25 protein-coding genes and 1 pseudogene are annotated in these 25,529 nt (G+C 50.6%); 15 read left to right on the top strand and 11 right to left on the bottom strand.

The genetic code is table 11. From position 1 onward, the window contains the following. The first annotated feature begins 557 nt into the window (after positions 1-557). Genes HGO41_RS13825 through HGO41_RS13815 form a run of 3 tightly spaced genes read left to right on the top strand, consistent with a single transcriptional unit; the run spans position 558 to position 2,091 of the window. Entirely contained in the window at positions 558-797 is a 240-nt protein-coding gene (locus HGO41_RS13825; protein ID WP_250981132.1) for a hypothetical protein, read from the top strand. A 54-nt stretch (positions 798-851) separates the two neighbouring features. Further along, positions 852-1,154, top strand: coding sequence for a helix-turn-helix domain-containing protein (locus HGO41_RS13820; protein WP_250981131.1), 303 nt, complete (start codon positions 852-854; stop codon positions 1,152-1,154). Next, on the top strand, positions 1,123-2,091 hold the full coding sequence (locus tag HGO41_RS13815) for a reverse transcriptase family protein (protein WP_250981130.1): 969 nt from the start codon (positions 1,123-1,125) through the stop codon (positions 2,089-2,091). Before HGO41_RS13820 ends, HGO41_RS13815 begins: the two co-directional genes overlap by 32 nt. Before the next feature lie 152 nt (positions 2,092-2,243). Here the strand turns inward: HGO41_RS13815 and HGO41_RS13810 are convergent, their stop codons facing one another. From HGO41_RS13810 to HGO41_RS13800, 3 genes are read right to left on the bottom strand one after another with little or no spacing between them, the layout of a single operon-like run. Then, the gene (locus tag HGO41_RS13810; RefSeq protein ID WP_250981129.1) at positions 2,244-3,242 is read right to left on the bottom strand and encodes a site-specific integrase; all 999 of its coding nucleotides are present in this window, start codon (positions 3,240-3,242) and stop codon (positions 2,244-2,246) included. Next, on the bottom strand, positions 3,239-4,180 hold the full coding sequence (locus HGO41_RS13805) for a tyrosine-type recombinase/integrase (RefSeq protein ID WP_250981128.1): 942 nt from the start codon (positions 4,178-4,180) through the stop codon (positions 3,239-3,241). The genes HGO41_RS13810 and HGO41_RS13805 overlap by 4 nt, the downstream gene beginning before the upstream one ends. Continuing rightward, a complete protein-coding gene (locus HGO41_RS13800; protein ID WP_250981127.1) occupies positions 4,177-5,427 on the bottom strand; it encodes a tyrosine-type recombinase/integrase in 1,251 nt (416 codons plus the stop codon). Before HGO41_RS13800 ends, HGO41_RS13805 begins: the two co-directional genes overlap by 4 nt. Positions 5,428-5,558: 131 nt before the next feature. Here HGO41_RS13800 and HGO41_RS13795 point away from each other — a divergent pair, with 131 nt between their 5' ends. Further along, positions 5,559-6,020 carry a DUF932 domain-containing protein gene (locus HGO41_RS13795; protein WP_502947381.1) on the top strand — a complete coding sequence of 154 codons (462 nt, stop codon included), beginning with the start codon at positions 5,559-5,561 and terminating at the stop codon, positions 6,018-6,020. Between the two features lie 310 nt (positions 6,021-6,330). Further along, on the top strand, positions 6,331-6,726 hold the full coding sequence (locus tag HGO41_RS13790; RefSeq protein ID WP_250981156.1) for a VOC family protein: 396 nt from the start codon (positions 6,331-6,333) through the stop codon (positions 6,724-6,726). Positions 6,727-6,892: 166 nt separating this feature from the next. On the opposite strand, the gene HGO41_RS13785 is transcribed toward HGO41_RS13790, so the two are convergent. Beyond that, a complete protein-coding gene (locus HGO41_RS13785; RefSeq protein ID WP_250981126.1) occupies positions 6,893-8,068 on the bottom strand; it encodes a hypothetical protein in 1,176 nt (391 codons plus the stop codon). Positions 8,069-8,225: 157 nt separating this feature from the next. Between HGO41_RS13785 and pilL2 the strand changes: the two genes are divergently transcribed. From pilL2 to HGO41_RS13750, 7 genes are read left to right on the top strand one after another with little or no spacing between them, the layout of a single operon-like run. Continuing rightward, positions 8,226-8,822, top strand: coding sequence for a PFGI-1 class ICE element type IV pilus protein PilL2 (gene pilL2 / locus HGO41_RS13780; RefSeq protein WP_250981125.1), 597 nt, complete (start codon positions 8,226-8,228; stop codon positions 8,820-8,822). Next, entirely contained in the window at positions 8,819-9,472 is a 654-nt protein-coding gene (locus HGO41_RS13775) for a hypothetical protein (RefSeq protein ID WP_250981124.1), read from the top strand. Before pilL2 ends, HGO41_RS13775 begins: the two co-directional genes overlap by 4 nt. A gap of 3 nt (positions 9,473-9,475) precedes the next feature. Continuing rightward, a complete protein-coding gene (locus HGO41_RS13770) occupies positions 9,476-10,210 on the top strand; it encodes a TIGR03759 family integrating conjugative element protein (RefSeq protein WP_371415240.1) in 735 nt (244 codons plus the stop codon). A 44-nt stretch (positions 10,211-10,254) separates the two neighbouring features. Then, positions 10,255-10,797: a lysozyme family protein gene (locus HGO41_RS13765; protein WP_502947380.1), complete on the top strand. Its 543-nt coding sequence runs from the start codon at positions 10,255-10,257 to the stop codon at positions 10,795-10,797. Next, positions 10,794-11,321 (top strand): integrating conjugative element protein, encoded by a 528-nt coding sequence (locus HGO41_RS13760; RefSeq protein WP_129544556.1) that lies wholly within the window; start codon positions 10,794-10,796, stop codon positions 11,319-11,321. Before HGO41_RS13765 ends, HGO41_RS13760 begins: the two co-directional genes overlap by 4 nt. Positions 11,322-11,336: 15 nt before the next feature. Beyond that, a complete protein-coding gene (gene traD, locus HGO41_RS13755; protein WP_250981123.1) occupies positions 11,337-13,493 on the top strand; it encodes a type IV conjugative transfer system coupling protein TraD in 2,157 nt (718 codons plus the stop codon). Beyond that, positions 13,490-14,239 carry a TIGR03747 family integrating conjugative element membrane protein gene (locus tag HGO41_RS13750; RefSeq protein ID WP_129544557.1) on the top strand — a complete coding sequence of 250 codons (750 nt, stop codon included), beginning with the start codon at positions 13,490-13,492 and terminating at the stop codon, positions 14,237-14,239. Before traD ends, HGO41_RS13750 begins: the two co-directional genes overlap by 4 nt. Before the next feature lie 420 nt (positions 14,240-14,659). On the opposite strand, the gene HGO41_RS13745 is transcribed toward HGO41_RS13750, so the two are convergent. From HGO41_RS13745 to HGO41_RS13730, 4 genes are read right to left on the bottom strand one after another with little or no spacing between them, the layout of a single operon-like run. Then, positions 14,660-15,202, bottom strand: coding sequence for a Mov34/MPN/PAD-1 family protein (locus HGO41_RS13745; protein WP_250981122.1), 543 nt, complete (start codon positions 15,200-15,202; stop codon positions 14,660-14,662). After that, entirely contained in the window at positions 15,144-16,946 is a 1,803-nt protein-coding gene (locus HGO41_RS13740; protein ID WP_250981121.1) for a ThiF family adenylyltransferase, read from the bottom strand. Before HGO41_RS13740 ends, HGO41_RS13745 begins: the two co-directional genes overlap by 59 nt. Then, positions 16,943-18,088, bottom strand: coding sequence for an SMODS domain-containing nucleotidyltransferase (locus HGO41_RS13735; RefSeq protein ID WP_129544561.1), 1,146 nt, complete (start codon positions 18,086-18,088; stop codon positions 16,943-16,945). The genes HGO41_RS13740 and HGO41_RS13735 overlap by 4 nt, the downstream gene beginning before the upstream one ends. Before the next feature lie 5 nt (positions 18,089-18,093). After that, a complete protein-coding gene (locus tag HGO41_RS13730; protein WP_129544562.1) occupies positions 18,094-19,599 on the bottom strand; it encodes an SAVED domain-containing protein in 1,506 nt (501 codons plus the stop codon). A gap of 368 nt (positions 19,600-19,967) precedes the next feature. Between HGO41_RS13730 and fhuE the strand changes: the two genes are divergently transcribed. Continuing rightward, entirely contained in the window at positions 19,968-22,187 is a 2,220-nt protein-coding gene (gene fhuE, locus HGO41_RS13725; RefSeq protein ID WP_250981120.1) for a ferric-rhodotorulic acid/ferric-coprogen receptor FhuE, read from the top strand. A gap of 208 nt (positions 22,188-22,395) precedes the next feature. Here fhuE and HGO41_RS13720 read toward each other — a convergent pair whose 3' ends face one another. The 3 genes and pseudogenes from HGO41_RS13720 to HGO41_RS25915 all read right to left on the bottom strand — a co-directional run. Next, positions 22,396-23,403, bottom strand: coding sequence for a DUF4238 domain-containing protein (locus HGO41_RS13720; protein WP_129544564.1), 1,008 nt, complete (start codon positions 23,401-23,403; stop codon positions 22,396-22,398). Positions 23,404-23,438: 35 nt separating this feature from the next. After that, positions 23,439-24,437 (bottom strand): DUF4238 domain-containing protein, encoded by a 999-nt coding sequence (locus tag HGO41_RS13715; RefSeq protein WP_250981119.1) that lies wholly within the window; start codon positions 24,435-24,437, stop codon positions 23,439-23,441. A gap of 201 nt (positions 24,438-24,638) precedes the next feature. Continuing rightward, positions 24,639-24,791: pseudogene (locus HGO41_RS25915) on the bottom strand (IS110 family transposase); the annotation flags it as partial. 135 nt (positions 24,792-24,926) lie between these two features. Between HGO41_RS25915 and HGO41_RS13705 the strand changes: the two are divergent. Together HGO41_RS13705 and HGO41_RS13700 are read left to right on the top strand one after the other, a co-directional pair. After that, positions 24,927-25,289, top strand: a complete 363-nt coding sequence (locus tag HGO41_RS13705; protein WP_129544566.1) for an integrative conjugative element protein, RAQPRD family — start codon at positions 24,927-24,929, stop codon at positions 25,287-25,289. Further along, positions 25,286-25,519, top strand: a complete 234-nt coding sequence (locus tag HGO41_RS13700; RefSeq protein ID WP_129544567.1) for a TIGR03758 family integrating conjugative element protein — start codon at positions 25,286-25,288, stop codon at positions 25,517-25,519. The genes HGO41_RS13705 and HGO41_RS13700 overlap by 4 nt, the downstream gene beginning before the upstream one ends. The last annotated feature ends 10 nt before the right edge of the window (positions 25,520-25,529 follow it).

The raw sequence follows: 25,529 nt of genomic DNA, 5'->3' as shown, positions 1-25,529 counted from the left end.
CTGTTTAAAATAAGAAAAATCTACTTGTTTTGTGTTTCTGACCATTACAGTAACGATAATGCCATCATGTTTCAGTTTTTTCGAAGCATATGTATCACCTTGAGCACAATACTTGTGGACGACTAAAAGATAGTTAATTGAGGTGAAAACGCGAAAAATTCACCGTGAGTGAAATAATTTGTTATTTCAATGCTTATGTGGTGTAATGAATTTGGCTAGGCGTATCGCCTAGGTTTGGTCTTTAAAGGGTTGCTCTTCCCGTAAAAGCGAAAGGTCGGTGCAAATTGCCTGCGTAATCAGGTCACTCCTTCATCCAGAGTTGGGGATTTTGAGACAAGGCAGGTGGTAGTAACAATCTGTCGCGAGGATTCGTTATTCGGTCATATGTATCTAATCGGCTGCCACATAGTTGGCGGGCAATTAGCTGCGATGGATAGACTATTTAACGGGGCTTCTAAGTCGCGAAAACTGGTGTTGGGCTTGTGCATCGAGTTGGCTCCTTTCGGCTAATCGCCTTGTTACGGGGCTTCGGCGTTGTGCCGGTAAAGGAGAGCTATATGAATAACCAAACTTTAAAGAACAGCATCGCTACGCTTCAATCATTACGCGATGCACATTACAGCCAACTCGATGCTAGTGCTCTGGCAGAACTGGATGAAGTATTGCTTCAATTACGCAAACTTCCTAAAGATCCAGAGGTGCAAAAAAGCTCGCACGGTGAACTCGTGTTTAGGGTTTTTCGCATCATAGATATCATTTTACGTTTAGTTAGTAACATTAGTGACTGGATGAAATAGTGATTATGAGCCAAGACACAGCAAGCCCAATATTTTGTTACTGGAGTATTACGTATGAATGTTGGACAAGCGATCAAACTTTGTCGCACCCGTAGAGGGTTCTCTCAAACAGAACTTGCACAGTATGCTGACTGTTCTGTCTCATATCTGTCTATGTTGGAAAACAACAAGCGCGATCCAACACTTTCTACCATGACTAAAATTGCTCATGCTCTCCATGTCCCAGTTAGCATAATTTTCTTTTTAGGGGCCGAACGCGGTGATCTTGAGGGTATCGATAAATCCCTTCAAGGAGAGCTGGCACGCACTGCGCTGGGGTTACTAAATGAATCAATCGACGATCCTGCCGCATTATAAACGCCAACGAATAGGTTCGTTAGAAGCGCTTCAAGCCGCTTTAGGTGTTTCTGTTGAACAACTTCAAGCGCTTGCTGAGCGTGCAGATAACTTGTATAGGGTGGCAAAGTCAGTTATCAAGCCTGATGGCAGCACACGCCATACATATGACGCCTTTAAGCCCTTAAAAGATATTCATCGAAAAATAAAAACCCATATTCTAGATCATGTAGCTTATCCTTCCTATCTTACGGGAAGCATAAAAGGTTGTGATTATAAGGTGAATGCTGAGATTCATACCCAAGCTAAAATAGTTATTAGCGAAGATATTACTGCATTTTTCCCATCAACTACCTATAAAAAAGTTTTTAAAATCTGGCGTGGTTTTTTCGGTTTTAGTAGTGATGTCGCGCGATGCCTGACCCTACTAACAACCCGAAAAAGTGAACTCCCTCAGGGTGCAATAACCAGTTCATTTCTTGCGAATCTTGTTTTCTGGCAGTCTGAGCCTTTTCTCTACAACCAATTATCCATGCGTCATCTTAAGTACTCACGCTATGTAGATGATATTGTAGTATCGTCAAAATCATTTCTTGATAATGTAGAAAAAACAGAAGTGATACGCCAAATATATAGCATGTTGTTAACTAATGGATACCATCCAAAACGGGCTAAACACGAAATTTCTACCTCAGCCAGTCGTATGGAAGTGACAAAATTGGCCGTTAACATCAAGCCAGGCCTGAAAAAAACCAAGAAAAGCATGATTCGAGCCGCTGTACATCGGTTAGAAACTCTCATTTCTGAAGGGCAAGAAATCTCTTTCGAAAGTGGGGACTATGTTGAAGTTATGGGGCAAGTTCAACACATGAAACGTTTTCATCCTGGTAAGGCTGAAGCTCTAATAAAAAGGTTGAATATGTTAAAATTGTCTTACCTTGCTCTTCATAATAAATAGTTTAACTAAAAAGTTAATTTCCTAAATATGATAATGGTATAAAATAAACTCTTCATTATATAATTTTATTTAAAGCTGAACCTTTGTAACACCTCGATGTAAATAAACCTTCACCTTATGTCATTCAAAGGTTCGCTTTAATAAAGAATAAATCATAATTCCTTTAAGAATTTCAAAAGCGAGTCTTCAGGCCGATACAGCCCACATTTACCATCTGGTGGCGTGGTAATAGAGAGCATCCTCTCTTTCATTTCCAGGTCTGCATCGAGATAAATTTGAGTTGTATCAATGGACTCATGTCCTAACCACAGTGCTATAACGGATCGGTCTACGCCAGCTTGTAGAAGATCCATTGCCGTCGTGTGGCGCAAAACATGTGGTGAAACCCGCTTATGTTTAAGAGACGGACAGTTGAGGCTTGCCGCGGCTACATGTTTGGCCAAGATATAATGTACCCCGTGTGCACTCAAAGGTTGTCCTCGCGCATTCGGGAATAAAGCCTGATCGTTTGAATGTCCAGGTTCATGTAACCAAGCAGCGATCACTACGCGCGTCGCTTTACTGAGAGGGGTACAGCGCTCTTTACGGCCTTTCCCAATAACCCGCACATGAGAAGCAGTACCTAACTTCACGTCTTCACAACACAAACTATTTAGTTCCGAAAGGCGGAGTCCGGTTTGTACAGCCAGCAGAATCAACGCATGATCGCGGCGGCCAGACCATGTGTCTAAATCGGGCGCGGCCAAGATCGCATCAACCTCGGCCCGGCTTAGAAACGGAACGAGGGCACGAGCAAATTTCTTATTAGGAATAGCCAATACACGTTCGATCTGAGCCGAATAATCCGGGGCTTCGTAAGCGATGAAGCGAAAAAACGAATGTATCGCAGTTAGCCGGAGATTGCGCGTACGGGCAGATACACCACGAGTCTCCTCTAGATCGCTCAAAAAGTCGGTGATGAGTGATGCGTTAATTTCCGGCAATGTTAACGACGATGGTGGCTTGTGCAGACGTTTATTTGCGAACTGAAGTAGCATTTTAAAAGTATCGCGATATGAAGCGATCGTGTGCATGCTGACTTGGCGCTGCTGTATCAGCCGTTGTGTGAAAAATCGTTCGATAAGAACTGCAAGGTGTAATGAGTTTTTCATACCCTATCTCCCCAGCGGTCTTCTAACCTCGTCATAGCCTGACTCATTAGTTCTGGCCATTGACTCAGGTACCAATATGTATCCTGGACACGAACATGGCCAAGATAGGTAGATAACACGGGCAAGAGTCGTGTTGCATCCTCCCCATTTTGGTACCACTTTGTGAGAATACGAACCGCAAAACGGTGCCGTAAATCATGTATGCGCGGCCCATGACTGGAATGTTCCCCACGCAAACCAATCTGCCGAGACAATTTGTAAAATGTCCGGTGCACATTCCCTTGATCAAGTCGATTGCCTAAACCTGAAACGAAAACGTGGGCGGATACTATTGGGCCAAAAAATGCTTCTCGTTTTCGCAGATATTCTCCCAAAACGTCAGTAGTTGACTGATGCAGTGGAACAATACGGTCCTGCCCCTTTTTTGCGCCCCTTATAGTCAACACCGACTGCTCAAGGTCAACATCGGTAACCAATAAATTTAAAGCCTCTGAATAACGCATGCCAGTCGTACTCAGTAGTCCAAACAAGCAGTAAAACACCCAAGGTCGCAACGGGGTCGAGTGACGATTCGTGGGTAACTTCAGGGCTGCATCCAGCAACCGAGCGATTTCATCGTCCGAGTATAGATAAGGTTGTGCACGCTTGGATTTATACGGAAGTATCCCCGGAGGTGGAATTTCTGTTCGAATATCATCAGCATGAAGATAACGGGCGAAACCACGGATATATCCGAGGCGGCGTGCCCATTCAGCTAGTTGTCCTGATGTAGCGTATTGCGCCCATTCGATCGCTAATACAACAGTGATGTGCGGAGTATCGCGTTCTTCTAAAAAAGTAATAAAACGCGGAAGTTGCAAACCCTCATCATGTAGTTTGAAACCCAGACTACGCCGCAGTTGAAGATATTCGTCTAATGCTTCTCGCAGCGTGTTCATGATTTCCTCCCGGGCCAAGGTATCGCCAGACCACGCAAAGCAGAAATATCAATTCGGGCATAGATTGAAGTGGAGGTAGCGCTACGGTGACGCAGCATATCCCCTATCTCTGGAATAGAGGCTCCTTTCTGTAACATATTGACGGCCAGTGCATGGCGAAATTGATGCGAGCCTTTGTGTGGTGTATTGATGCCAGCGCGGATCAGCGCATTGCTTACGATAGCACCCACGGCATCAGAACCATGTATCATTCCACGGATGGGGGCTCGCATGCGTAGAAATACATGTCGGTCAGGACTATGTTGTCGACCATGTTGTAAATAAGCTGCAATAGCTTCGCCTACATCAGCAGGCATTGGCATCAAACATTCACAGCCATTTTTGCCGTGTATTTTCAGATTTCCAGCGCCCCAATCAATATCTTCCAATACCAAAGTGATAACTTCCCCACCGCGTAAACCAAGCCGGGCAAGCAACAGCAGAATAGCCCGATCCCGAAGGCCTACCGGAGTGTTGAGATTACAGCTGTTAATGAGCGCACTTGCGTGGCTGGGGTCAATTGCTCTGGGTAATGATGGTTTGGTGCTCCATGATGCTACAGCGGGTACTGCGCTAACTAATGAAGAGCTTATTTCTCCTCGATATGCAGCATAACGAAGAAACGCCCGCAGACCCGAAATGACTTGTTTCAATGTTCGCGGGCGTATGTGAGGAGCCTTTGCGCGAACAAAGCTGATTATATCTTTGGCACTTAAAATACTGAGCTCAACCAAATCAGTACCGAAATGGTAGATGAGGAAATCTTTTGCATTTGAGCAATAGCTGCGAACTGTATTGACAGCCAGTCCTCTGTCATTTAACAAAAACTGATTGAAATCATTCACTATATCGTTGGTGGGGGGTCGTGCACTCTTAGCTGGCTCACACAATTTGTGTTCGCGCAGATAGCGTAGTAGTTGGCGTATTTCAGCAACTTCGTGGCACCTTGGCTCATTGAAGCAATCACTACGAGGTTGATAACAACGCTGATGAAACTGGTCGATATGCGTATCCGACAGTTCTTTGAGATGGATACTTCGAACTGAAAGCCAGGCATCGAACGCAACGGTATGCCATGCCTTTGTTCTAACACTTATGACGGAATATTGTTCCTCAACCAATGAAGATATGTAAGTTTCAAGATGCGGCGATAGTGGCCCGGATGCTTGTTTCACAAGTGCCATAGCACCTTTGATAGATGGTTCCATAATCTTCTCCTCTGGGCGGGATACCCGAGAAGATAAATTTACTATGTCCGGTGGATCATATTTTTTACCTGTGCCGCAAGATTGTGAAGCTTGCAGTGTACATAGTTTGGAACAGGACATAGTTCCGTTTCGTGTGCCAGAACGGTCTGGTGTGCGGCGATATCGTCGGTGACGTTCGTGTGCCTCACAAGGGCAATGTCACAGACCATGTAATCGAAGGCGCCTACAAGGTACTGAGTGGCTTCGACCAGGTGCAGGACTCCCGCGAAGCCATGCGAGCGATCACGCTCGATGATGGCGAGGCGGAAGTCTTCGCAAGGTCGGCTCTGACGCTCAAATATGACTGCGCAAGCAAGGTGCTGCCGATAACTGAAAGCCAGGTTCTGGCGACACGCCGATTCGATGACAATCGGCCGGATTTGTGGTCGGTGTTCAACCGGATTCAGGAAAACCTCGTCAAAGGAGGTCTGTCCGGGCGGACTGCCAATGGCCGCCATCAACGCACGCGCCCTGTGCAAGGCATAGATCAGAACGTCCGCCTCAATCGCGCGCTCTGGCTGCTGGCCGAAGGCCTGCGACAACTCAAAAGCTGATCTACGCGGACTGCGCCCGTTTCGGGTAATGCACGCAGTTTTCACACATCGCTCCTGACGGAGCATTCCTCCCCCCAGGGGGTGTACCCGCCTCACGGGCTGGTACACCCCCCTTGAACGCCCAAAGGATTCGACCATGACCGATACAACATCTTAGCAGCAGTTTCTTCGCATATAGCGAATCTGGCAGGTAGCTCTGTGCCAAAGCGGACGTCTGTGCCTGGGGGAAAATCCAGACGACAAATCAGGACTGCTTGTGTTAAAAAGAAGTTTCTGGCCAGTTATGCCTGAAGCTTTAATAGGAGCAGAAATGCGAACGCAGAAACGATGTATGGGATATGTAGCCATAGTGGTTGATGACTATGACCGAGCAATTGAGTATTACACGGAAAAGCTGGGTTTTACCCTTGTTGAGGATATTCCACAGCTAGGAAAACGCTGGGTAGTCGTTTCCCCGAACCCAGAAAGCGATTGCAATCTTCTTCTGGCACGAGCTTCAAATGAGAGGCAGGAAGGTTTCATCGGCAACCAATGCGGCGGTAGGGTATTTCTTTTTCTCCAGACAGATGATTTCTGGCGCGACTACAACGCCATGAAATCAAAGGACGTAGAGTTTTCTGAGGAACCTCGTGATGAGGTATACGGTACAGTTGTCGTATTTGAGGACCTTTATGGCAACCGCTGGGATCTTTATCAGAACAAGTAAGGCTAAAACTGTCTTTCGGCTACTTTGTCAATATTTTGCCGGTAACCGCTTTCACTTCCGCGCCTCGCTCATAGCAGCTCTTGAGCCTTCTGTGGATAGGTTAGTTTCAGCAACGAATCTTAAAATGATTCAAGAAATCCTTGTGTCGGGGCGGTGATAGAAACCATTATAATTTTTTTGACTTTGCCTGAACTCTGTTCGCCTCGCATTCATCGATAGCAGCGATCTTAGCAACGGGAACTAAATATACCCGCTTATTTGCCTGCCCCTGCAAACGAACACGATAATACCCGTCCAGTTCAATAAACAGCCGTACCGGTTGGCTCAATCGCCCCTGAACCGTACTTACAAGATCACCAAGTCCGGCTGGCACTTCGTCTGTCCAGGTCAGGACAGCGCACCGCCGGCCTCCTGATGCGCTCGTTTCAAAAACCATGCCCGTTAAGGCTGATCCTGTGGGCGAATATAGCCCCAGGAGTGCGATAAGAATACCAATACTCATCAGCGCTTGTTTTAACGATACTTTTGGGCCACTCAATGATAAGACAATTCTCGCTCCAGCAATTTGAATCAGCCCAAGCATGACAGCTATCCCAAGCATCAAAAATGTGAATTTGACCGGCTCATCTTGGGTTATTTCCATCCATTTTGATAGCGAACTGGAGAGGGATCCCATAGCAACAAATTGTGCGAAGCCGCCAATGACAGCGACCACCCAGAATTCGGGGGGGACTTCCCGCCAGATCCCTGCAGCAAGCCGTTCTGTCATGCCTTCATCCGAACCTGGAAGCGTCAGAATTCGCAAGATGGCGACCGAAACGCCAACGCCAAGTAAGGCGAATACCAGCATCCAGAAAGGATGAACATCAAACCAGTCAGATGGCACGATACATGCCATTATAATGAAGATAAACGCGAACCAAGACAGCATCAGCATCCATGCCCGGAACATGCGCCATCTTACGCGAAGTGGTCCGTTAGCATTTTCACTATGTTCCTGCATCCAGACATCAATCATCCGCGATGCCTCCCCCCGTTTTGCTGGAACGAAGAGTGTCATCGTTGGAACCAGTAGCAATCCGGCAATCAAGGCGATGAACAGGATCACAAACCCCATAAGCCAGGGTACAGAGGCAACCAGTGCCGGCGACGTGATACTGACTGGGATATTTTCCTCGCGGATAAAGCTGAAAAGATACATTACCGCCACGAAAAGTAAGCATCCGGTCAGCGGCCATGCCCGGTCATGGATCCACTTCAATACCTCGCCAACTTGTTGCCTCAGATCGCCCTCGGGGATAAGTTGAACCAGTCCGTCTGTCTTCCTGTCCTCTGTTTTCATGTCATTTCCGGAACCAATTACAATGTAACAAGATTCCAGCACAGCTTCTTGCAAGTCACAACAATACGGCCTGCATGTGCTACACATTCTTTGCTGAACGAGCCCCTGGCAACTGCGAAGGTATCAGCTTATTGCATCTGCATCAGGAAGCTGAACCATGTCAGCCATATTTTCGCTACAGCGCTCTGTCGGTTACATTCTGCCTGCCGTAATCGCCGCTCTAACCGGTTGCTCAACAATTCCAGCGCCGGTTACTCCGTCTGCCGCAGCGTCGATTCCGCACACCACTGAATCGACGGAACCAAAGCTGATCCCGGTAGTGCGCTACGGGCGCTACACCCTGGTGGAACTGGTGCCCCTCGCCGCTCAGCGCGACCTACTGGCCCAGGTCGTCGAAGTGACCATCCCTCCACGGCCCAATGCAACTGTGGGAAGTGCTTTGCAGCATCTTCTGATGCATACCGGTTACCGACTTTGTCAGGCTCCGGGTACCGCCTCCCTTTTTGCGTTGCCTCTGCCTGCAGCACACCAGCACCTGGGTCCGTTGGTACTGCGCGATGCGCTGCTGACTCTAGCAGGACCTGCCTGGGAGCTGTCTGTTGACGATGTGAACCGGCGCGTGTGCTTTAACCGGCACGACCAACCTCCCCTTCTCCGCCTCGACACGTCAACAACTGCTCATCCCTTCCCCCCCAAACCAGCCACTACCACCGAATCGGCAGTACGGTCTGTGCACAAGGAGTCGCATCAATGAATATTTCGACTGAGGCCGGATATGCCCGCCATGCCAACTTGCTCAAAATTGCCGCAGCGATCTGGCTGCTTGCCGTCAGCATTCTGGCAGTCATTAACACTGTTGGTCTTTCGCGTCTGGACTCCCTGCGCCAGAACGCCGCCCTGGATGCCCGCCTGCAGGCGCTGGCCGAACGAGTTGAGGAAGTGGAGAATCATTTCAGGCTGTTCGAAGCACGGCCGACCCCCGCCCCCCAGTCGGAATTCATTGCAGTACGCCAGTCTCTCCAGAAGAAAATCACGGGTATTGAGCAAACACTTGCCGACACCGTGAAGGCAGATGAACTCGAAGCAATGAACAATCGCTTCGAACAGGTTCAGGAGCGTATCAATGCACTGGCGAAACCCGTCCCCGTCTCCCCCGTCACCCGCACAAGTTCCTCTCCCAACCGTCGCGTACCAATGCGCTCATTCCGCATCCTTGGCGTAGAACTGCGCGGCGGTGAACGCTTCCTTTCGCTCTTTCCCCGGGCTGGAGCAGATTCTGACGACCTTCGCCTGCTTCGGCCTGGCGAAACCGTCGGGCGCTGGCGGTTAGAATCCCTCGATGCCGATACCGCCGTGTTCCGTGTCAATGGGCAAACGCAGCGGGTGCAGCTGCCGCGGGAGTAAAATATGGCAAAACATCACCAAAGCCTTGCCACATTACTTGCAGTCATGATGTTGTTCGACACCGCCGTCGCCGCACCACTCCTGCCGTCGGCATCATCCCGCACGGCTGCCAGTCAGCAACGCGACAGTGTTGAGATTGCAACCACCGATGAAGAACTGGCGCGGAACTGGGGACTGAAAGCCGAAGAATGGGGCCGATATCGGGAACTGATGCAAGGCCCTCTTGGCATCTACTCGCCCAACCTCGATCCACTGACGGCCCTGGGCATCGAAGCGCGTTCGGATGATGAGCGCCGCCACTTCGCGGAATTGCAGGTCCAGGCTGAAGCCCACCGTGTCGAGAAAACCCTCGCGTATCAGCGCGCCTATGACGAGGCCTGGCAGCGGCTGGATCCTGGTGTTCAGCGAGTATTGTTGCCCGGAGCCCTGACGCCTGTTGCCAGCAACACAGGATCAGGGCGACTGGCCATTTTCGTTAAGTCGGACTGCATCGCCTGCGTGCAGCGCGTACAGCATCTGCAGGCGTCCGGAATACCCTTCGACCTCTACATGGTTGGCAGCCGTCAGGATGATGCCCGCATCCGTCAGTGGGCAACGCAGGCAGGCATTGATCCAGCGATGGTCCGTTTGCGCACGATCACGCTCAACCACGACAGCGGTCGCTGGCTATCGCTTGGCCTGGCGGGTGAACTCCCGGCGGTGGTTCGTGAGGAAAATGGGCAATGGCAGCGTCAGTAGCAGCCCGTGAAAGGGGATGGCTCCGTAAACTGACGTCAGGAATGATGCTAGTAATTTCGCTTGCTTCACACTCGCCTCAGGCCAGCGAAATACCGCCGCCTGCATACCAGCTAGCGGCACAACAAGCCGGGGTACCGTCTCCAGTCCTGTACGCCGTTGCTCTGCAGGAAAGCGGCACACAATTGAATGGCCGGATCGTGCCCTGGCCATGGACGCTTAACGTCGCCGGACGTGCCGAACGTTACGCCACACGGCAGGAGGCTTGTGCCGGTATCCGGCGTGCCCTGTCCCGCGTCAAAGTCACTCGCATTGATGTCGGACTCGCCCAGATCAATCTGGGTTATCACGCACACCGCTACAAGGCCCACTGTGAAGTACTGGATCCTTACCGGAATCTGGCGATCGCCGGGCAGATCCTTCACGAACAACACCGGGCAGGCCAGGACTGGCTCCTGACAATCGGCCGCTACCACCGTCCTGCAGGTGGCGCGCCAGCAGCGCGTTATCGCCATAGTGTCAGCCAGCATCTGGTGCGGCTTTTCGACCCCGACCTGTCGCTGTCCTCAAACAGGAGTTCCGCTCCATGAAGAATTTACTATTCATCATTTTCTGGTCACTCTCGTCTGCGACTGCCATCGCACAGTCCGCGTCTTCATCCCTGATCATTGTGGAGGACCTTGGTGGCGTTTCAGCACTCCACTGGTATCAGGCACTCACCCCGCAAAAGCATGACGGGGCATCACCCATAACTTCGCCTACTCATATGATTACGCACAGTGAAGCTGAAGCGGCCATGCTACCAGTACGCTCAACATTACTGACCCCCGGTGATGAGCCCAGCCAAATTATCCATGCACCTGGCATGCTCCCGCTTTTTCTTATCGGTGAAGACACACGTTCGCGTAGTTGGTTAGCACAGAACCGGAACAGGTTGAGAGAACTGAACGCCGTTGGCCTGGTCGTCAACGTTACCAATGCAGATGAACTGGCGGCGTTGCGTCGCATCGCCTCCGGACTCACTCTTTCCCCGTCCACGGCAGACGATCTGGCGCAGCGGCTGAGGCTACATCATTACCCGGTGCTCATCACCGCAGCCGGCATCGAACCCTGACGTGAAGCGCTCGCCATGGCCTTGTCGCATGCAGTTGAAGTCCTCCTGCGTCCAGCGGTGGAGTTATATACAGTTGCGGTCTGTGCCGCAGCCGCGACGCTGTGCGTGGTGGCACCGTGGTCGCTCGCGCTAAGCCCGTTGCTTGGAGCCGGATCGGCACTGGGATTCCTCGCCCTTGGTGCGATCCGTTTGCGCGACGCGATGACGATCCTTCGCTATCAACGCAACATTCGTCGCCTGCCCCGCTATGTGATGACCAGTGGCGAAATTCCGGTGAGCCAGAAGCGGCTGTTCATCGGCCGCGGGTTCAAGTGGGATCAACGCCATACCCATCGCCTGATGCAGACATACCGGCCGGAATTTCGTCGCTATGTCGAACCGACCCGGGCCTATCGACGTGCCCGGCGTCTGGAAGAGCAACTGGAATTCGCGTCTTTCCCGCTTGCCGGGCTTGCGCGACTTACAACCTGGGATAGCCCGCTCAACCCTGTGCGCCCCCTGCCGCCGGTCGGGGGGATGCCCCGCCTTCACGGTATTGAACCCGACGAAGATGATGTCACTCTGCCATTGGATGAGCGTGTGGGCCACAGCCTGGTTCTGGGCACGACCCGCGTAGGCAAGACGCGTCTTGCGGAACTGTTCATCACCCAGGATATCCGCCGCATAAATGCCGCTGGCGAGCATGAGGTGGTCATCATCTTCGACCCGAAGGGCGATGCCGACCTGCTCAAACGCGTGTACGTCGAGGCTAAACGCGCCGGACGTGAAAGCGAGTTCTACGTTTTTCACCTGGGGTGGCCAGATATCTCTGCCCGCTACAATGCCGTTGGCCGTTTCGGACGCATCTCCGAGGTGGCCACGCGCATCGCCGGCCAGCTTTCCGGTGAAGGTAACAGCGCCGCGTTCCGCGAGTTTGCCTGGCGCTTCGTCAACATCATAGCCCGCGCCCTGGTCGAGCTGGGACAACGTCCCGACTACCTGTTGATCCAACGGCACGTGGTCAACATTGATGCACTGTTCATCGAGTACGCACAGCACTACTTTGCTACCCATGAAGCCAAAGCCTGGGAAGTCATCGTCCAGCTCGAAGGGCGTTTGAACGACAAGAACATCCCCCGTCACATGATTGGTCGCGAGAAGCGCGTGGTAGCAATTGAGCAGTATTTATCACAGGCGCGTTTGTATGACCCGGTACTCGACGGGCTGAGAAGTGCCGTGCGCTACGACCGCACCTATTTCGACAAGATTGTCGCTTCGCTGCTGCCGTTGTTGGAAAAACTCACTACAGGCAAGACCGCTCAATTGCTGGCGCCGAACTACGCTGACCTGGACGACCCACGGCCGATCTTCGACTGGATGCAGATCATCCGAAAACGCGCCGTCGTCTATGTGGGCCTTGACGCATTATCCGATGCCGAGGTTGCTGCTGCAGTCGGCAACTCAATGTTCAGCGATCTGGTGTCGGTCGCCGGCCACATCTACAAATTCGGCATCGATGACGGCCTCCCGGGATCGTCCAATGATATGAAGGTGGCTATCAACGTCCATGCGGACGAATTCAACGAACTTATGGGGGATGAATTCATTCCGATGATTAATAAAGGCGGGGGGGCCGGACTGCAAATCACCGCCTACACACAGACACTGAGCGACATCGAAGCACGTATCGGTAATCGTGCCAAAGCCGGTCAGGTGGTGGGGAACTTCAACAATCTGTTCATGCTGCGTGTTCGCGAAACTGCAACAGCCGAACTGCTTACGAAACAGCTTCCCAAGGTCGAGGTCTACGCGACGTCCCTCATGAGCGGCGCGACGGATAGCTCCGATCCTCACGGCAATACTGATTTCACCTCCAACACCCAGGACCGGATAAGCACCACCAGTGTTCCACTCATTGAGCCCGCGCATATCGTCAGCTTACCTAAAGGCCAGTGCTTCGCCCTGCTCGAAGGAGGCAATCTCTGGAAGGTACGTATGCCGCTTCCAGCGACCGATCCGGATGAGATGATGCCGCAAGACTTACAGGAACTGGCAGGCTACATGCGCCAGCGCTATACAGAAGCAGGTGATTGGTGGAATGACAGTGGTGACCCAGAGCTTCAAGAAGCTGATCTTCCAGCGGAACTGCTTGAAGACTTCCCGCATATTGCAGAGGAGGACACAAGCCAGTGAAAGATCCTGCCGTCGCCGCACAACAGCAACAGGTACGCCAGCAAGGACTGATTGCCAGCATGGTGACGCTGCCGTTTCGTTTCGTCAGCGTTCTGCTGGGATCGCTGTTTCTGTGCGTCGTGATCGAGTGTGTGGGAATGCATTTTTTCTGGCCGGAACAGGGCTGGCGACATGCACAAGGAATGCTGAACTTCGAGCTGGACCAGTTCTCAGGTCATTTCATCCAGAGTGTGGTGGTGCAGGAACCCGGGCACACCGTACGTCAGTTGGTAGATACAGCCTATACCTGGCTATTCGTAAAGAGCGGACTGCTCGAATGGATGCGCGATGCATCAATCCGGTCCCGGGCTAAGGGTTTTAGCACAGCCCAGGATTTCAGCTACTACCTGAGTCATACCTATGTCTATCTGGAGGATTACCTGATCGCCAGCGCCTACGTTGTATTGGTGTTTCTGGTGCGTCTGCTGGTACTGGTGCTGAGCTTGCCGCTATTTCTATTGGCGGCCATAGTGGGTGTGGTTGACGGACTGGTCCGCCGGGATATCCGGCGTTTTGGGGCTGGCAGGGAATCAGGCTTCGTCTATCACCGTGCTAAAGCGTCGTTGTTACCTCTGGCCGTATTGCCCTGGGTGGTCTATCTGGCGGTCCCGTTCAGCGTACATCCCCTGCTGGTGTTGTTGCCTGCGGCCGTGCTGTTGGGACTTGCGACGGATATCGCCGTGGGCAGCTTTAAGAAGTATATATGAGTTCGATGTGAGTGTTTATTTTATATTAAAACAATGCGTTATTTGATATTGGATAAACTAAAAACTTTGCCAGTTATTGTCAAACATTCGCTGTCAGAATGGAGGTGACCTGTTATGCGACCAACAGTAGCCTAAGAGGACAGGTATTGCTGGTAATGGCTTTGTCTGAAGCTCCTCTGGAAAGTAACCACCTTCAGGTTCGATCATCCCTGCAGGGGATGTTTGCGATCCTCGAAACAGCATCGGGGTGAGGTGCTCATTTCATTACCTTTAGTTGTTTTGATTCATACTTGATCTGCCCCCCTTGCGATTCTGAGCCTAATCAGAAGTGAAAGTCTGCTAAGTGCTGTGAGCGGGCATTAAGAATATTTGAGGAAGTTGACCGAATGGGAGAAGGCGAGGATATAATATTTCCCTAAATCAGGCCAATTCTTCATGGAATCTTATAGGCGCTTTTCCCCGAGGAAACACACTGGCACTCAGGCTGTATGATCCAGTTGGATTCCCCCCCAGAATGATCATCACAGGCTCCAGGCATTGGTAGTTTGGGTTTGCGGCTATGTTTCTCATGGACACTAGATCGTCACCACTGGGCTCTGGAGACCCGCCAGGGTGGAAATGCCACTCACCAACGTAATACAGCCCTGTTTTCCAACGGGCATCGAGTAAATGCTTTAGTCCTTTAACGCCGCGTTGGAATGTCGATCTTCCGGCAAGCGAATCAGCAGGGCTGGCTGTGGCTTCCACAATTATGGCGGTAGAGCCGTCTTCACTGTATGAGCCTATTAAAATACCCCCCGTTTCATTCGCACCTGCTCTGATGCATTCATCAATCATCTGCTGTAGTGATGATGAACAGAGTGTGGCCCTATAATCCGCCCCCGTGCGGGAAAACGTCACATCTTTAATTTTCATGGGACTGCCGCTCGACAGTGCCATCAGGCATTTGCTTAAAATATTCATAGACTCTCCCTGGTGCGCTTATCACCCTGCAGATGAATTTTGTACTGACTGCCGCCCATAGCTGAACATCATCTGCTCGGGCCGGAAAAACTGGATGCCAGCAACCTATACCTTCAATTCTGGCATCACCCAGGTCGATTTCAGGCGAAGCAGAATTTCTGAAACGGCTGGTAGCATCAAGGACCGGAAACATTGTTTCACTGGCAGCATAAGCGAAGAGACCTTCCGCTCGCCATGTCATGGCTAAACTGATGAATACTTTTTCACTTTGCCAGTCAAATGCCGCCATCGCCCTGAGTACGGCGTCTTCCCCCGTACAATCAATGATGACGTCATATTTACGTAGAGAGCATTTTACAACCTCATTTTCCGGCGGAAAATCCAAGTCAAATGAACGCGCGTTTGCGTCAGGCAAAATGCGGTTCAGATATTCAACCAGCGCAGCAGCTTTATTATTGCCGACGGTTGTCATGCTCAGGGCGTGACGGCTCAGGTTTCCGGCCTGCATCAAATCCGCGTCAACGATACCCAGCCATACGACACCGATGCGCATAAGGTTTTCAGCTATTGCGCTGCCAAGCGAACCGGCACCGATAATCAGCACCTTTTTGCTTCTGATATAGTTACCTGCTTCGCCCCGACTTCTTAGCTGATCGGAAGCCCAGTTTTGCGTCCGAACCCATTTTATGGCTTCTTGCGACATTGGCAGTTCACGATCCCAGGCTCTACGGTTGCGCTCTGTGGGGCGGAACCCATTACGGGTCGTCATTCTGTCACTAAGACCCGTTAAGCGCAGCGCCAGCCAGTGAATACGCATTGGTGCCTCCCCAGCGCGCTCCTCCAGAGGGCATCCCAGCAAAAGTAAGCCGGGCATGCGTCGGTGACGCCTGCCTCTGACAGACCGACCAATATCAGCAAAGAGATCGGGGAGTGATAACCCGCAGTTTTCGAAGCACTGATTAAGCTCTTTCCAAGTCCGCGGTGCCTGCCAAGGCGCTATAACTGGCAGTTTGGGCAACATAAACCAGACTGTATTTGTGACTCTGGCCCTTTTGCGCATAAACGGAGACCATTTCGTTGTTCGAAGCAACCGCTCATCTTTATCAAAAAACTCACGTATAAAACTGGTTCCGCGCGCGCCTGGCAACAGGCTAGTACTCACATAGCCCCATTTACCAGTCCTGGATTCCCAGTACGGCAGTTCATCAGGCTGCTCGTTGAAACCGATGGCTGAAAACGGAGACTGACCGGGGAAGGCGGGCAATTCCATAGGGTCACCAACGGTCGTCAGTTTTCCCTGCGCGGCAGCATCGATCCAGAGCAACAGCCTGCTGAGCCGCCAGCTGACTCTGGCAAGAAACTCCTCTGGCTCATTCCCCCATTGATGACGGCCAAACACAGCGGGGGGATTTTCAAGGCACGGATTGCCCGTTGCCCAGGCCTGTGGGGACTCCCCCGCGGAATTGTAGCTCTGATGTTGAAACGTAGCCGATATGCCTTCTGTTTTATCGGGATACATTTCTATCCGGATGTGAGCACCTTCCTGCCACAGCACAAGATGCCAGACGCTGAAGTCGGGCATGAAACAGGATGGCGGCACGGAAAGTTGCGCTGTGAATTTAAGCGACCATCTTTTGTCTCCAGAAAGCCCCCACACATTGTCCGTTTTCATGCGGGGGTCTGCATTGATCAGTGCGAAGACTGCTTGTAGTTCATCAGGTACCTGTTGAATTACTGTACTCAAGCGAAGCGCCCGGTTTTCTGAGGTTCTGCTGGCTGTGTCGGGGCAGTAAACCCACCACTACGATCCCCGCCCTGTGGACCGGGTAATGGAAACTTGGTGCCAAACAGCTGACGCCAGAGCTCAGCACTTTCTTTTGGATCCTGAGATGCCAGCGCGTTGCGTGCAATGACTGCTGCATCCGCTAATCCTTCATAAAATAAACAGAAGTCCTCAGCTGATAACCGCGCCAGGACGTCATGCTCTTCAACACCATGGTCGGAAAGCGATGGTTTACTTCTTTTGTTGTAATCATAAGCCCAGCGGGACAAAAAGGTATCGATGAGCTGAACCAGACCTTTGCCCATAGAAGGTGTACCATTATCCAGCGCGTTACCAATCAAATGCTCCAGAGGATACCCTTTGGGGTATTTAGGTAGGTTGTCAATGTTTTGTTGTCTCCACCACTTCACTGCCCTGACGAGGTTTATGTAGTGGCCGTTGCATTCGCGGTTTTTCTCTGCGGTCCACCTGATCTGGGCGAGCGGATGCGTTCTGCCCCACTCATTATTATCCCTGTCGGGGAGCACTAAGGGATGCGCCTTCCATTCAGATACAGGTGCATCCTGAACGTTTGCAGAGTTTGACTGAAACAAGCCACTCGCACTCGGCATCCAGCTTTTGTTAAGCCGCCAGTCTTTTTGCTCTTCCAGTGAGTTTACTGTCATAACCGACTCTGACCGGTAGAGTTGTTCAAGGCGGTTTTTTTCTTCCCCTGAGGCAGGAATTGCAGTTATCACCAGGTCCAGTTCAACATAAGAGAGCGTAATCCCGAAAGACCGCCCCTGTGGCTCCCATTTTCCCGGGTAATACTTTTCGAGAAATGGCACGAATAGATCCATGGCCGCCCTGGGCGCAATCTGGTTATGGTCAAGATTGGTCACCACCACAATATCAACATCCGGGCGCTTACCGTTTAATGGTCGGATGGCCGTTGAACGACGGATGCTACCCTGCAGAAAAGTAGACACAACGATATCCTTTAAAGGCTCATAATTATTCAGCCTTTCACGTAGCGTTTTAGCTCCACCTTTCCAATCTTCTTTCTGCGTCTCCGTGGGTCTGATATTTGCTAAAAACTCATTAAACTGTGGATTAAGTTCCATCGTGATTAAACCCTGAATGAAGGAAGATATGAACCATTTCGCTGACGATTAAAATCGAATTCGTAAAATACGCAGGATCCCATGTAGTCTGTTTGCTGCCCCACATAGAAATTAACCGCATTGGGCGCCGCACTAAAAATATGCACATTTGCTTTAAATTTAACGCGAGCTTCACCGAATGCACGTGCAACGACTTCTGCAAGATCGGATGCATGTGCGCCGCTCTTTATTGACTGAAAACCATACCCAGCTTCCGGAGTAAAATGTAAAATACGGCCGACTTGAGGCAGGTTAGTCTCAATGTACTCCCGTGCATCCAGGAGTGCATTTCTCGTGATACTGAGTACGATCGCAACGTCCTGACCGCTGCCGAGGGTTTCTACATTGACAATTGTGGAGCTGATTTCACCACCGTCATTGGCGTTCCACACAGACGTTTCAATCTTTCCTTTCTGTACTAATTCAACAGCCACATTACACTTAGTACCGAGGCATTTACCGGCAAGCATGGCAATAGACGTATGCGCATCAAGAAAGATCCGGATCCGTTTACCCCTTTCAGCTTGTCTGATTTTGACAAGAAACTCAGTTACGACAGGCTGTATTGAGCCCACCCATTCCGCGCCTGGAGCAGGAAACCTTCCCTCAAAATATTTCAGTAGTGAAAGGGTATATTCAGGAGAAGCGTCCAGCGTTTCAAATGGGCCATCTCTATATGAGCGGAGTGCGACAGCGCGAAACTCTTCTGGAGTTGATGACTGCAAAAGCTGTTCTGCTGCACACATCTCTTCAAACTGGGTACGGTTAAACTGATATTTCCCCTGCCCCTTTAGCGCTCTGATGAGTCCGTCATAGCGAAAATCGGAATTGGATTCACAGGGTATCATTCCGACAAATTTGAATTGCAAGTTGACATTATAACGCAGGCGTTCGAGTGATAAGGAAGGTGACTCAATTCGAAACCCTCGGAGAATCTCATAAAGTTCTTCATCGTTACTAAGTTCAAGATGTTCACGCCACAACTTTCGAACTTTACCCATCTCGCTTCTATCAGTTTTGCCAACGGCCAGTTTATTCAGATCTAAAGATCCATCAGTATTTTGGTGGATCTTCCCCAGCTCATCGCTATCCCTGATAGTGTCGGTAGTGACAAGAATAAAAGCAGAATTTGGAAGAGCAACCTGCTTGGCATCTCTGAGTCGCTGAAGCAAAGATGTGGATTTCGCGTTGATGAACTCAGGATCAACCATATCTTTAAACCCGAATCGGCCACCTGAAACAACATGATATTTGATTTGGAAGTAGTCTGCAGCGATACGTTCAGAACCATATCCTGGTCTTGGGGGATGATATTTTGCTACCACGTCATCAAATGCTTTAGGAGCATCGGCTTCATACGAAACTTCTATGACATCAGAGCGGCTTCTATCTTTTAGAAACGAAGCGTAATACCAGAATAAACGAGCCTGATAATCATGTCCCTGCCAACCTGCAACCACAGCATTAGCCATAAGATTCATCCCAAAATAAACAGCAATATTTTGAAACTATCACGTAACTAGATACTGTTCAAGCAGACAGTAAACGCTGACAATCTTAACGAAATTAATGAGCCATCTACCACGATTTATCAATAAAGGGGAAGAAGTCAAAACAGTGAGTGACCTCTGAATGTTGAAACGAAAGCTGCTCAGGATTTATCCATTCAATGAAAAACCACGCCATACAAACACAATAATAGAAATCATTCTCATTTGCATTTACTATTCATTGTGCTGCTGAACCTCATTACCATAAGTTCTTTCGCACATCCCACTGAGAAAGCCGATTAAAAACAGGAAAGCATGCGCATACACAATATTAATGATGAGGTATTAAAATGTCTTTCAGAGAAAAAAGCTGCAAGAAACGATGCATCGCCGCCGACACGTCAGGGTTTAAAAACACGTTTTCTTACTCGTTATTAACACTTTGCATCAGCCATGCTCTTATTGTTAACATAGCTGGAGCGGCTGATAATACCAGCATAGAAGGTAAAACCGACACTGAAGAGTCACTGGTTGTTACAGCGGATGGCAGCGCAGGAACTGCAGCGGATTCTGCCGGATCTTATACCGTGCCGGCGACGCGAACCGGAACCAAAATGAACCTGACTCAACGTGATATTCCACAATCTGTTAGTGTAATGACACAGCAAAGAATTAAAGACCAGGATTTGCAGGATGTGGGCGATGCGCTTGCGAATGTCACTGGCATCTCTGCTTCGCAGAATGACTCAGAGCGTGTTGACTTTTATTCCCGCGGTTTTTATATCAACAATTATACCTACGATGACATCCCATCCACGCAGACCGGCGCCTGGAACTTTGGCGAAACGGATGGTGATTCGGCCATTTATGAACGTATTGATGTGGTACGCGGCTCAACCGGATTAATGACCGGTACGGGTAACCCGGGTGCCGCAATCAATATGATCCGCAAGAAAGCGGACAGCAAAACCTTTACAGGCAATCTCTCTGCCAGCTATGGAAGCTGGAACAATCAGCGTTATGTCGCCGATTTATCAGGTCCTCTGAATGAATCAGGTACGCTGCGTGGGCGTGTCGTGACGGGCTATCAGGATCAGGACAGTTATGTAGACCGTTATCATAAAAGAAAGAAATTCCTGTATGCCACCGTTGCAGCGGATATCACTGACAACACCACGCTGGACCTGGGTTACGACTATCAGGCACGAGATACAGACGGTGCCACCTGGGGCGGTCTGCCGACATGGTACAGCAATGGCAGCCGTATTCAGTACGGTCGCGGTGACAACCCTTCAGCAGACTGGACGCATTACAATATTTTGTCGCGCAAGGTATTCGCTAATCTGACGACTAACTTTGATAATGGCTGGCAGGTGCGCGTGAACGGCACGCATACGCGGTCTGATTTCGACAGTAAGCTGCTGTATGTGTCAGGGTATCCTGACCAGGCCACCGGCATTATGAACAGCAGTGGATATGGCTTTGCGGGCTGGTATAAAGGTTTGCGTACCCAGACTGCTGTTGATGCTTATGCAAGCGGGCCGCTTGAACTCTTTGGCCGTCAGCATCAGTTAGTTGCTGGGGTTGACTACAGCCGTCAGCGCAACCGTTATATCTACTCTTCCTCCATGCTCTCCCCTGCAGACATTGGGGACTGGAACAGCTGGAACGGTGATGTTGCGGAGCCTGACTGGCCAGCCTGGGCGCTTTCATCTGAAGATACCATTCGTCAGAAAGCCAGTTATGCAGCAGCGCGCTTCTCGCTTGCCGATCCACTCTCACTGATTATTGGCGCGCGTTATACCCAGTACAGTGCACACGGCACGTCAGCGGATATGGAGAAAAACAACCTGACGCCGTATGGTGGGCTGGTTTACGACATCAACGAAAATTATTCAGCCTTTGCCAGCTACACCTCGATTTTCCAGCCGCAAACCTACCGCGACCAGCAGGGTAATTACCTGAAACCAGTGACCGGAAAGGACTATGAGGCGGGCATCAAAGGGGACTGGGAAAACAGCCGGATCACGGCAAGCCTGTCTGTCTTCCGCATTGAACAGGAAAACCTGGGGCAGATCCAAAGCGACACGTACGTTAATAACAGCAGCGAAAATGCCTATAAAGCGGCTAAGGGTGTGGTAAGCAAAGGTGTTGACTTCGAAATCAATGGTGCGGTCACGGACAACCTGAAGGTGACGTTTGGTGCTACGCGCTATGTTGCCCGGGATGCGGCTGGCGAACGCACCAACCCTTACATGCCACAGACCAGCCTGAAACTGTTTACCAGCTACAATCTGCCAATCTTGCCTGAACTGACAATAGGCGGCGGGATGAACTGGCAGAACCGTACCTATAAAGAAGCGACTAACCCTTCAGGCACTACTGAGCGTATTTATCAGGGAAGTTATCCGCTGGCCAATCTGTTTGCCCGCTATCAGGTTAACAAAAACCTCTCGGTTCAGGGAAACATCAAAAATCTGTTTGATCGCGAGTACAACACTAATCCTTCGGGCGGTGTAGCATTCAACGAACCCCGGAATTATTCAGTCAGCCTTAATTATAGTTTCTGATTATCTCATGGCCTTTCAAGGGAGCGAATCGACACGGCTTCAGTAGTCATCTTTAAGTCCGCTGCTGGAGCCATGAACGGTGAACACCAACTTCCGCGTTTTGCTCATAATTTCCCTATGCCGTGGTTACCTGGCCAGATGAGGGCGAGTAGTTCTATCATAATATTCTCTTCAATTATTGTAATCTGTATCCTTTTTTCTGTAAGAGTTATGAAACAGTGGACCGTGGGCCACAAGTCAGCTCCGGACATTCGTCAAGCAGCGCTCCGATACGCTCAAAATCATCCTTCTGGCTGAATATGAACTGCTCTGCTCGCCAGACCTGTAAATTATTCAGGTGGGTCCGCCGCCATTCTTCAATATTAACCAGCCGTTTGTCCAGTAAACACTTTAGGAAGTCGAGCCTTTCAAAAATATTTAAGCCTCTGCTGCTCACGTTATTCAAAATAAATTTATAGATTAATTCTCGCCCTTCTCTCAGGACGTCATTCAGCGAAGGGCAAACCATGGCCAGCATCAGAGTTGCGGACAAGGGAAGATATATCTGGATGCCTTTCAGGGCTATTCCCGTATTACTCCTGTCACTGAACTCAGTTTCGTTATACAGGGTGACGGGGTTATCCGAAATATAAAAGGGTTTATCCGCCGTTGTTTCAAACAGCAGCCATTCCTTGCCCATAAGCACTGCCATCTCAAAATCGCAGTTAGTTATCTGATCCAGAAAGTTGCCCTTGGTATTTTGTTCAAAGCGCTCTTCGCTGAAATAGCATTCGACTTCGTCACTGGTTATGCCTCTTGACTTGAGCGAATTATAAAGCTCCTGTGCTATGTGCTTCTGGTTCTCATACTCACCCCGTGAACGGAGACATTGCACGGTAACGAACCGGGCCAGATTGATTTTTTCTTCCTCTGAGAGCCCCTGTATGTTCTTCGTGGATATAAGCCTCTGGATCACCGACGCACCTCGGCCTTCATAGAGACACAGCAGGGATTCCAGGCTGACAGTCGTGGGCAGGTCGTGAAGATTGTAAAACCGGTTATGGACCGTGGCATCATTCACGCTCATTTTCATAACCCGCCGGGTTTGTTTATTGATCGCGAATATCTGACCGCCCCGTTTTCTTTTCTCCGTATTGATGGCGAAATTCTGAAGCAGAAATCTCGGTACGGTATGCTGCCTGATAACATCAGTGTGAAGTAATCCCTTATTCTCCATAATGCGCTCCGGTATATAATTAAGGAAGGCCAACCTTATCCAAACGTTATTCTCATACCAGACTTAAATCCAGGATCGTCCGCAATCATTCTTTCAACGAGTAAAAAATCGTTCTTTTCACAGAAAATATACTGCTCGGAAAATCTGACCTGAAGACTGTTGAACCGCATGACCTGATCGGCTTCAACTTTTATCAGCTCATGATTGATAAACACGTCGGCGGCAGCGATACGCAAAAATGGATTGTACCCGTGTGGGATCGTGTGAGGCGCATATGCCATACGAATCTGGATTTCCCTTTTCTCACGCATCTTCTCTTCTCTGATTGAAGGACAGAACATGGCGAGTGTCACCGTGGACGACAGCGGCAGGTAAATCTGGATACCCGGCAGCGCAAGCCCCAGATTGCCGTACGGACCAAACGTTTTATCGTTATGCAGCACTACCGGACTGTCCGAAATGTAGAACGGGTGATCGGGCGTGCTTTCGCAGAGATACCAGTCCTTCGCCAGAATATGATCGATGTGGGAGTCCTGTTGCACAAGTTGCCCGAGGAAAAGATTGCGAGCATCCCTTTGTGGTGAGAAGTCCAGCATCTCCGCTGACTGGTCCGGCGACGCGCCCATTGCTCCAATCTTATTGGTTAGGGTCTGAACAAAACCGTGAATGCGCTGCTGTTCACCATAGGTGCGGGCGCGCTGAACGGCGACGAAGACGGCCAGCCTGTAGCGATCGTCTGCAGACAGCCGCCTTATATCCCGGTGTGCCAGCAAATCGTGAATAACGGGGGCGGCGTCAGTTTCGTAGATCGCCATGAGAGGTTCCAGGCTCATCCTTTCGGGATGGTCGTCCAGGTTATAAAACGTGTTGCGAACCGTCGCGTCTCTGGGGTTAGTCTGATATGCACGGCCCCTCGTCTTGTCAAACCCCCAGAATCGTCTGCGCTTACCGGTGCCGGTAAACAGCTTCAGAAGAAAGTAAGGAACTGTATGCTGTCTGATAACGTTGGTGGTTATTGGAAGCGGACTGGCCATGCTACCTCACTGGAGTCAGGGTGTAGGGACACAGAATCCTCACCGACCGCAATCGTCGGTCCGGTTATGTTACCGCACATGTCAGTTATTCCAAAAAAACGTTCCAGTTTTAAAAGTCGGCTGGTGTGGCGGGAGCATGTCCTAACTGTAAGGGAACAGTATTTACGTCCGCTTCACCCCCTGAGACATCAGACAATCTTTTTATGTCTTCAGTAAGAGCGAATTTCGTTCTTCTGCCGCCAGGAAGTTTTTTTCCTCGTGGTAGCAGGTTCTGGTCTTCCAGCAACGGTAAATGATCCTTTTCCATTTGAACGCCTGAGCCCGGCTCTAGGATTGATGAGATTTTCCTTTTCTCGCTGTCCTGATGGATGTCTTCTTAACCTGGCAAAATAAAAACGGTGATAATGAGCTACTGATTGTTTGCGGAGAATATTCTTACATCGCTTCAACATCGTGCCATTCGCTCTCAAATCATCCGAGGTCAGCACGATGCACACCACCCGTCTCCATGACGCAACGCGGAATATTATTGTCGGCGTACTGATTTTGCTTTCCAGTCTGTCTGCTGCCCGTAGCGCAGACAGCGCCAGTGAACAGGAGCAACTGGCTGCACTCGCCCGCCAGCTCGACCTGGCCGATCGCCTTGCATCCCAGGCGGCCACGCTCTCTCCCGATACGCGCCGCCGCTACCACCTGGACTACAGCGCCTTGCGTGCGGACCTCCACCGTGTTCGCGCCGGTGTCCAGGATTACCTCGTTCCGCAGCGTGCTCAACCACGCGATCCCGTGCCACTCATCGGCAGCTATTCGCACGACGGCGGCCGAGCCAGCGACGAGGAGCCGCCACCGTGACGTCTTCTTCCGCCGCCGCATTCCGGGCCACAGGGGGCTTTAGTCCTGCTGATGTGTCAACAGTTGTGCTCAGTACCCTGTTCGCCGTGCTGTTGCTCTGGGCCGTCTGGGCTCTGCGCACCGCCTGGGTCGGCTGGGCGGAGCACCGCCTGACGCAACGACAGTTCCTGGCTGTCCTGGTGCGGATCCTCGCGCTGTACCTCGTGCTGAGTTTTTTCCTTTTGTCCTGAACAAAGGCAC

Source organism: Rahnella sp. CG8 (genome assembly GCF_023701875.1).
GTDB lineage: Bacteria > Pseudomonadota > Gammaproteobacteria > Enterobacterales > Enterobacteriaceae > Rahnella > Rahnella aceris.
Note: the sequence above shows the minus strand (reverse complement) of the source record. Positions and strands in the feature narration are given on the sequence as shown.

Bases quoted from the DNA above. Each gene is read 5' to 3' on its own strand.
- HGO41_RS13720 (WP_129544564.1), bottom strand. From the start codon at position 23,403: ATGGAGAATAAGGGATTACTTCACACTGATGTTATCAGGCAGCATACC.
- HGO41_RS13790 (WP_250981156.1), top strand. From the start codon at position 6,331: ATGCGAACGCAGAAACGATGTATGGGATATGTAGCCATAGTGGTTGAT.
- HGO41_RS13815 (WP_250981130.1), top strand. From the start codon at position 1,123: ATGAATCAATCGACGATCCTGCCGCATTATAAACGCCAACGAATAGGT.
- pilL2 (WP_250981125.1), top strand. From the start codon at position 8,226: ATGTCAGCCATATTTTCGCTACAGCGCTCTGTCGGTTACATTCTGCCT.
- HGO41_RS13820 (WP_250981131.1), top strand. From the start codon at position 852: ATGAATGTTGGACAAGCGATCAAACTTTGTCGCACCCGTAGAGGGTTC.
- HGO41_RS13715 (WP_250981119.1), bottom strand. From the start codon at position 24,437: ATGGCCAGTCCGCTTCCAATAACCACCAACGTTATCAGACAGCATACA.
- HGO41_RS13760 (WP_129544556.1), top strand. From the start codon at position 10,794: ATGAAGAATTTACTATTCATCATTTTCTGGTCACTCTCGTCTGCGACT.
- HGO41_RS13785 (WP_250981126.1), bottom strand. From the start codon at position 8,068: ATGAAAACAGAGGACAGGAAGACAGACGGACTGGTTCAACTTATCCCC.
- HGO41_RS13705 (WP_129544566.1), top strand. From the start codon at position 24,927: ATGCACACCACCCGTCTCCATGACGCAACGCGGAATATTATTGTCGGC.
- HGO41_RS13800 (WP_250981127.1), bottom strand. From the start codon at position 5,427: ATGGAACCATCTATCAAAGGTGCTATGGCACTTGTGAAACAAGCATCC.
- fhuE (WP_250981120.1), top strand. From the start codon at position 19,968: ATGTCTTTCAGAGAAAAAAGCTGCAAGAAACGATGCATCGCCGCCGAC.
- HGO41_RS13825 (WP_250981132.1), top strand. From the start codon at position 558: ATGAATAACCAAACTTTAAAGAACAGCATCGCTACGCTTCAATCATTA.
- HGO41_RS13735 (WP_129544561.1), bottom strand. From the start codon at position 18,088: ATGGAACTTAATCCACAGTTTAATGAGTTTTTAGCAAATATCAGACCC.
- HGO41_RS13775 (WP_250981124.1), top strand. From the start codon at position 8,819: ATGAATATTTCGACTGAGGCCGGATATGCCCGCCATGCCAACTTGCTC.
- HGO41_RS13745 (WP_250981122.1), bottom strand. From the start codon at position 15,202: ATGAATATTTTAAGCAAATGCCTGATGGCACTGTCGAGCGGCAGTCCC.
- traD (WP_250981123.1), top strand. From the start codon at position 11,337: ATGGCCTTGTCGCATGCAGTTGAAGTCCTCCTGCGTCCAGCGGTGGAG.
- HGO41_RS13730 (WP_129544562.1), bottom strand. From the start codon at position 19,599: ATGGCTAATGCTGTGGTTGCAGGTTGGCAGGGACATGATTATCAGGCT.
- HGO41_RS13810 (WP_250981129.1), bottom strand. From the start codon at position 3,242: ATGAAAAACTCATTACACCTTGCAGTTCTTATCGAACGATTTTTCACA.
- HGO41_RS13805 (WP_250981128.1), bottom strand. From the start codon at position 4,180: ATGAACACGCTGCGAGAAGCATTAGACGAATATCTTCAACTGCGGCGT.
- HGO41_RS13770 (WP_371415240.1), top strand. From the start codon at position 9,476: ATGGCAAAACATCACCAAAGCCTTGCCACATTACTTGCAGTCATGATG.
- HGO41_RS13765 (WP_502947380.1), top strand. From the start codon at position 10,255: ATGCTAGTAATTTCGCTTGCTTCACACTCGCCTCAGGCCAGCGAAATA.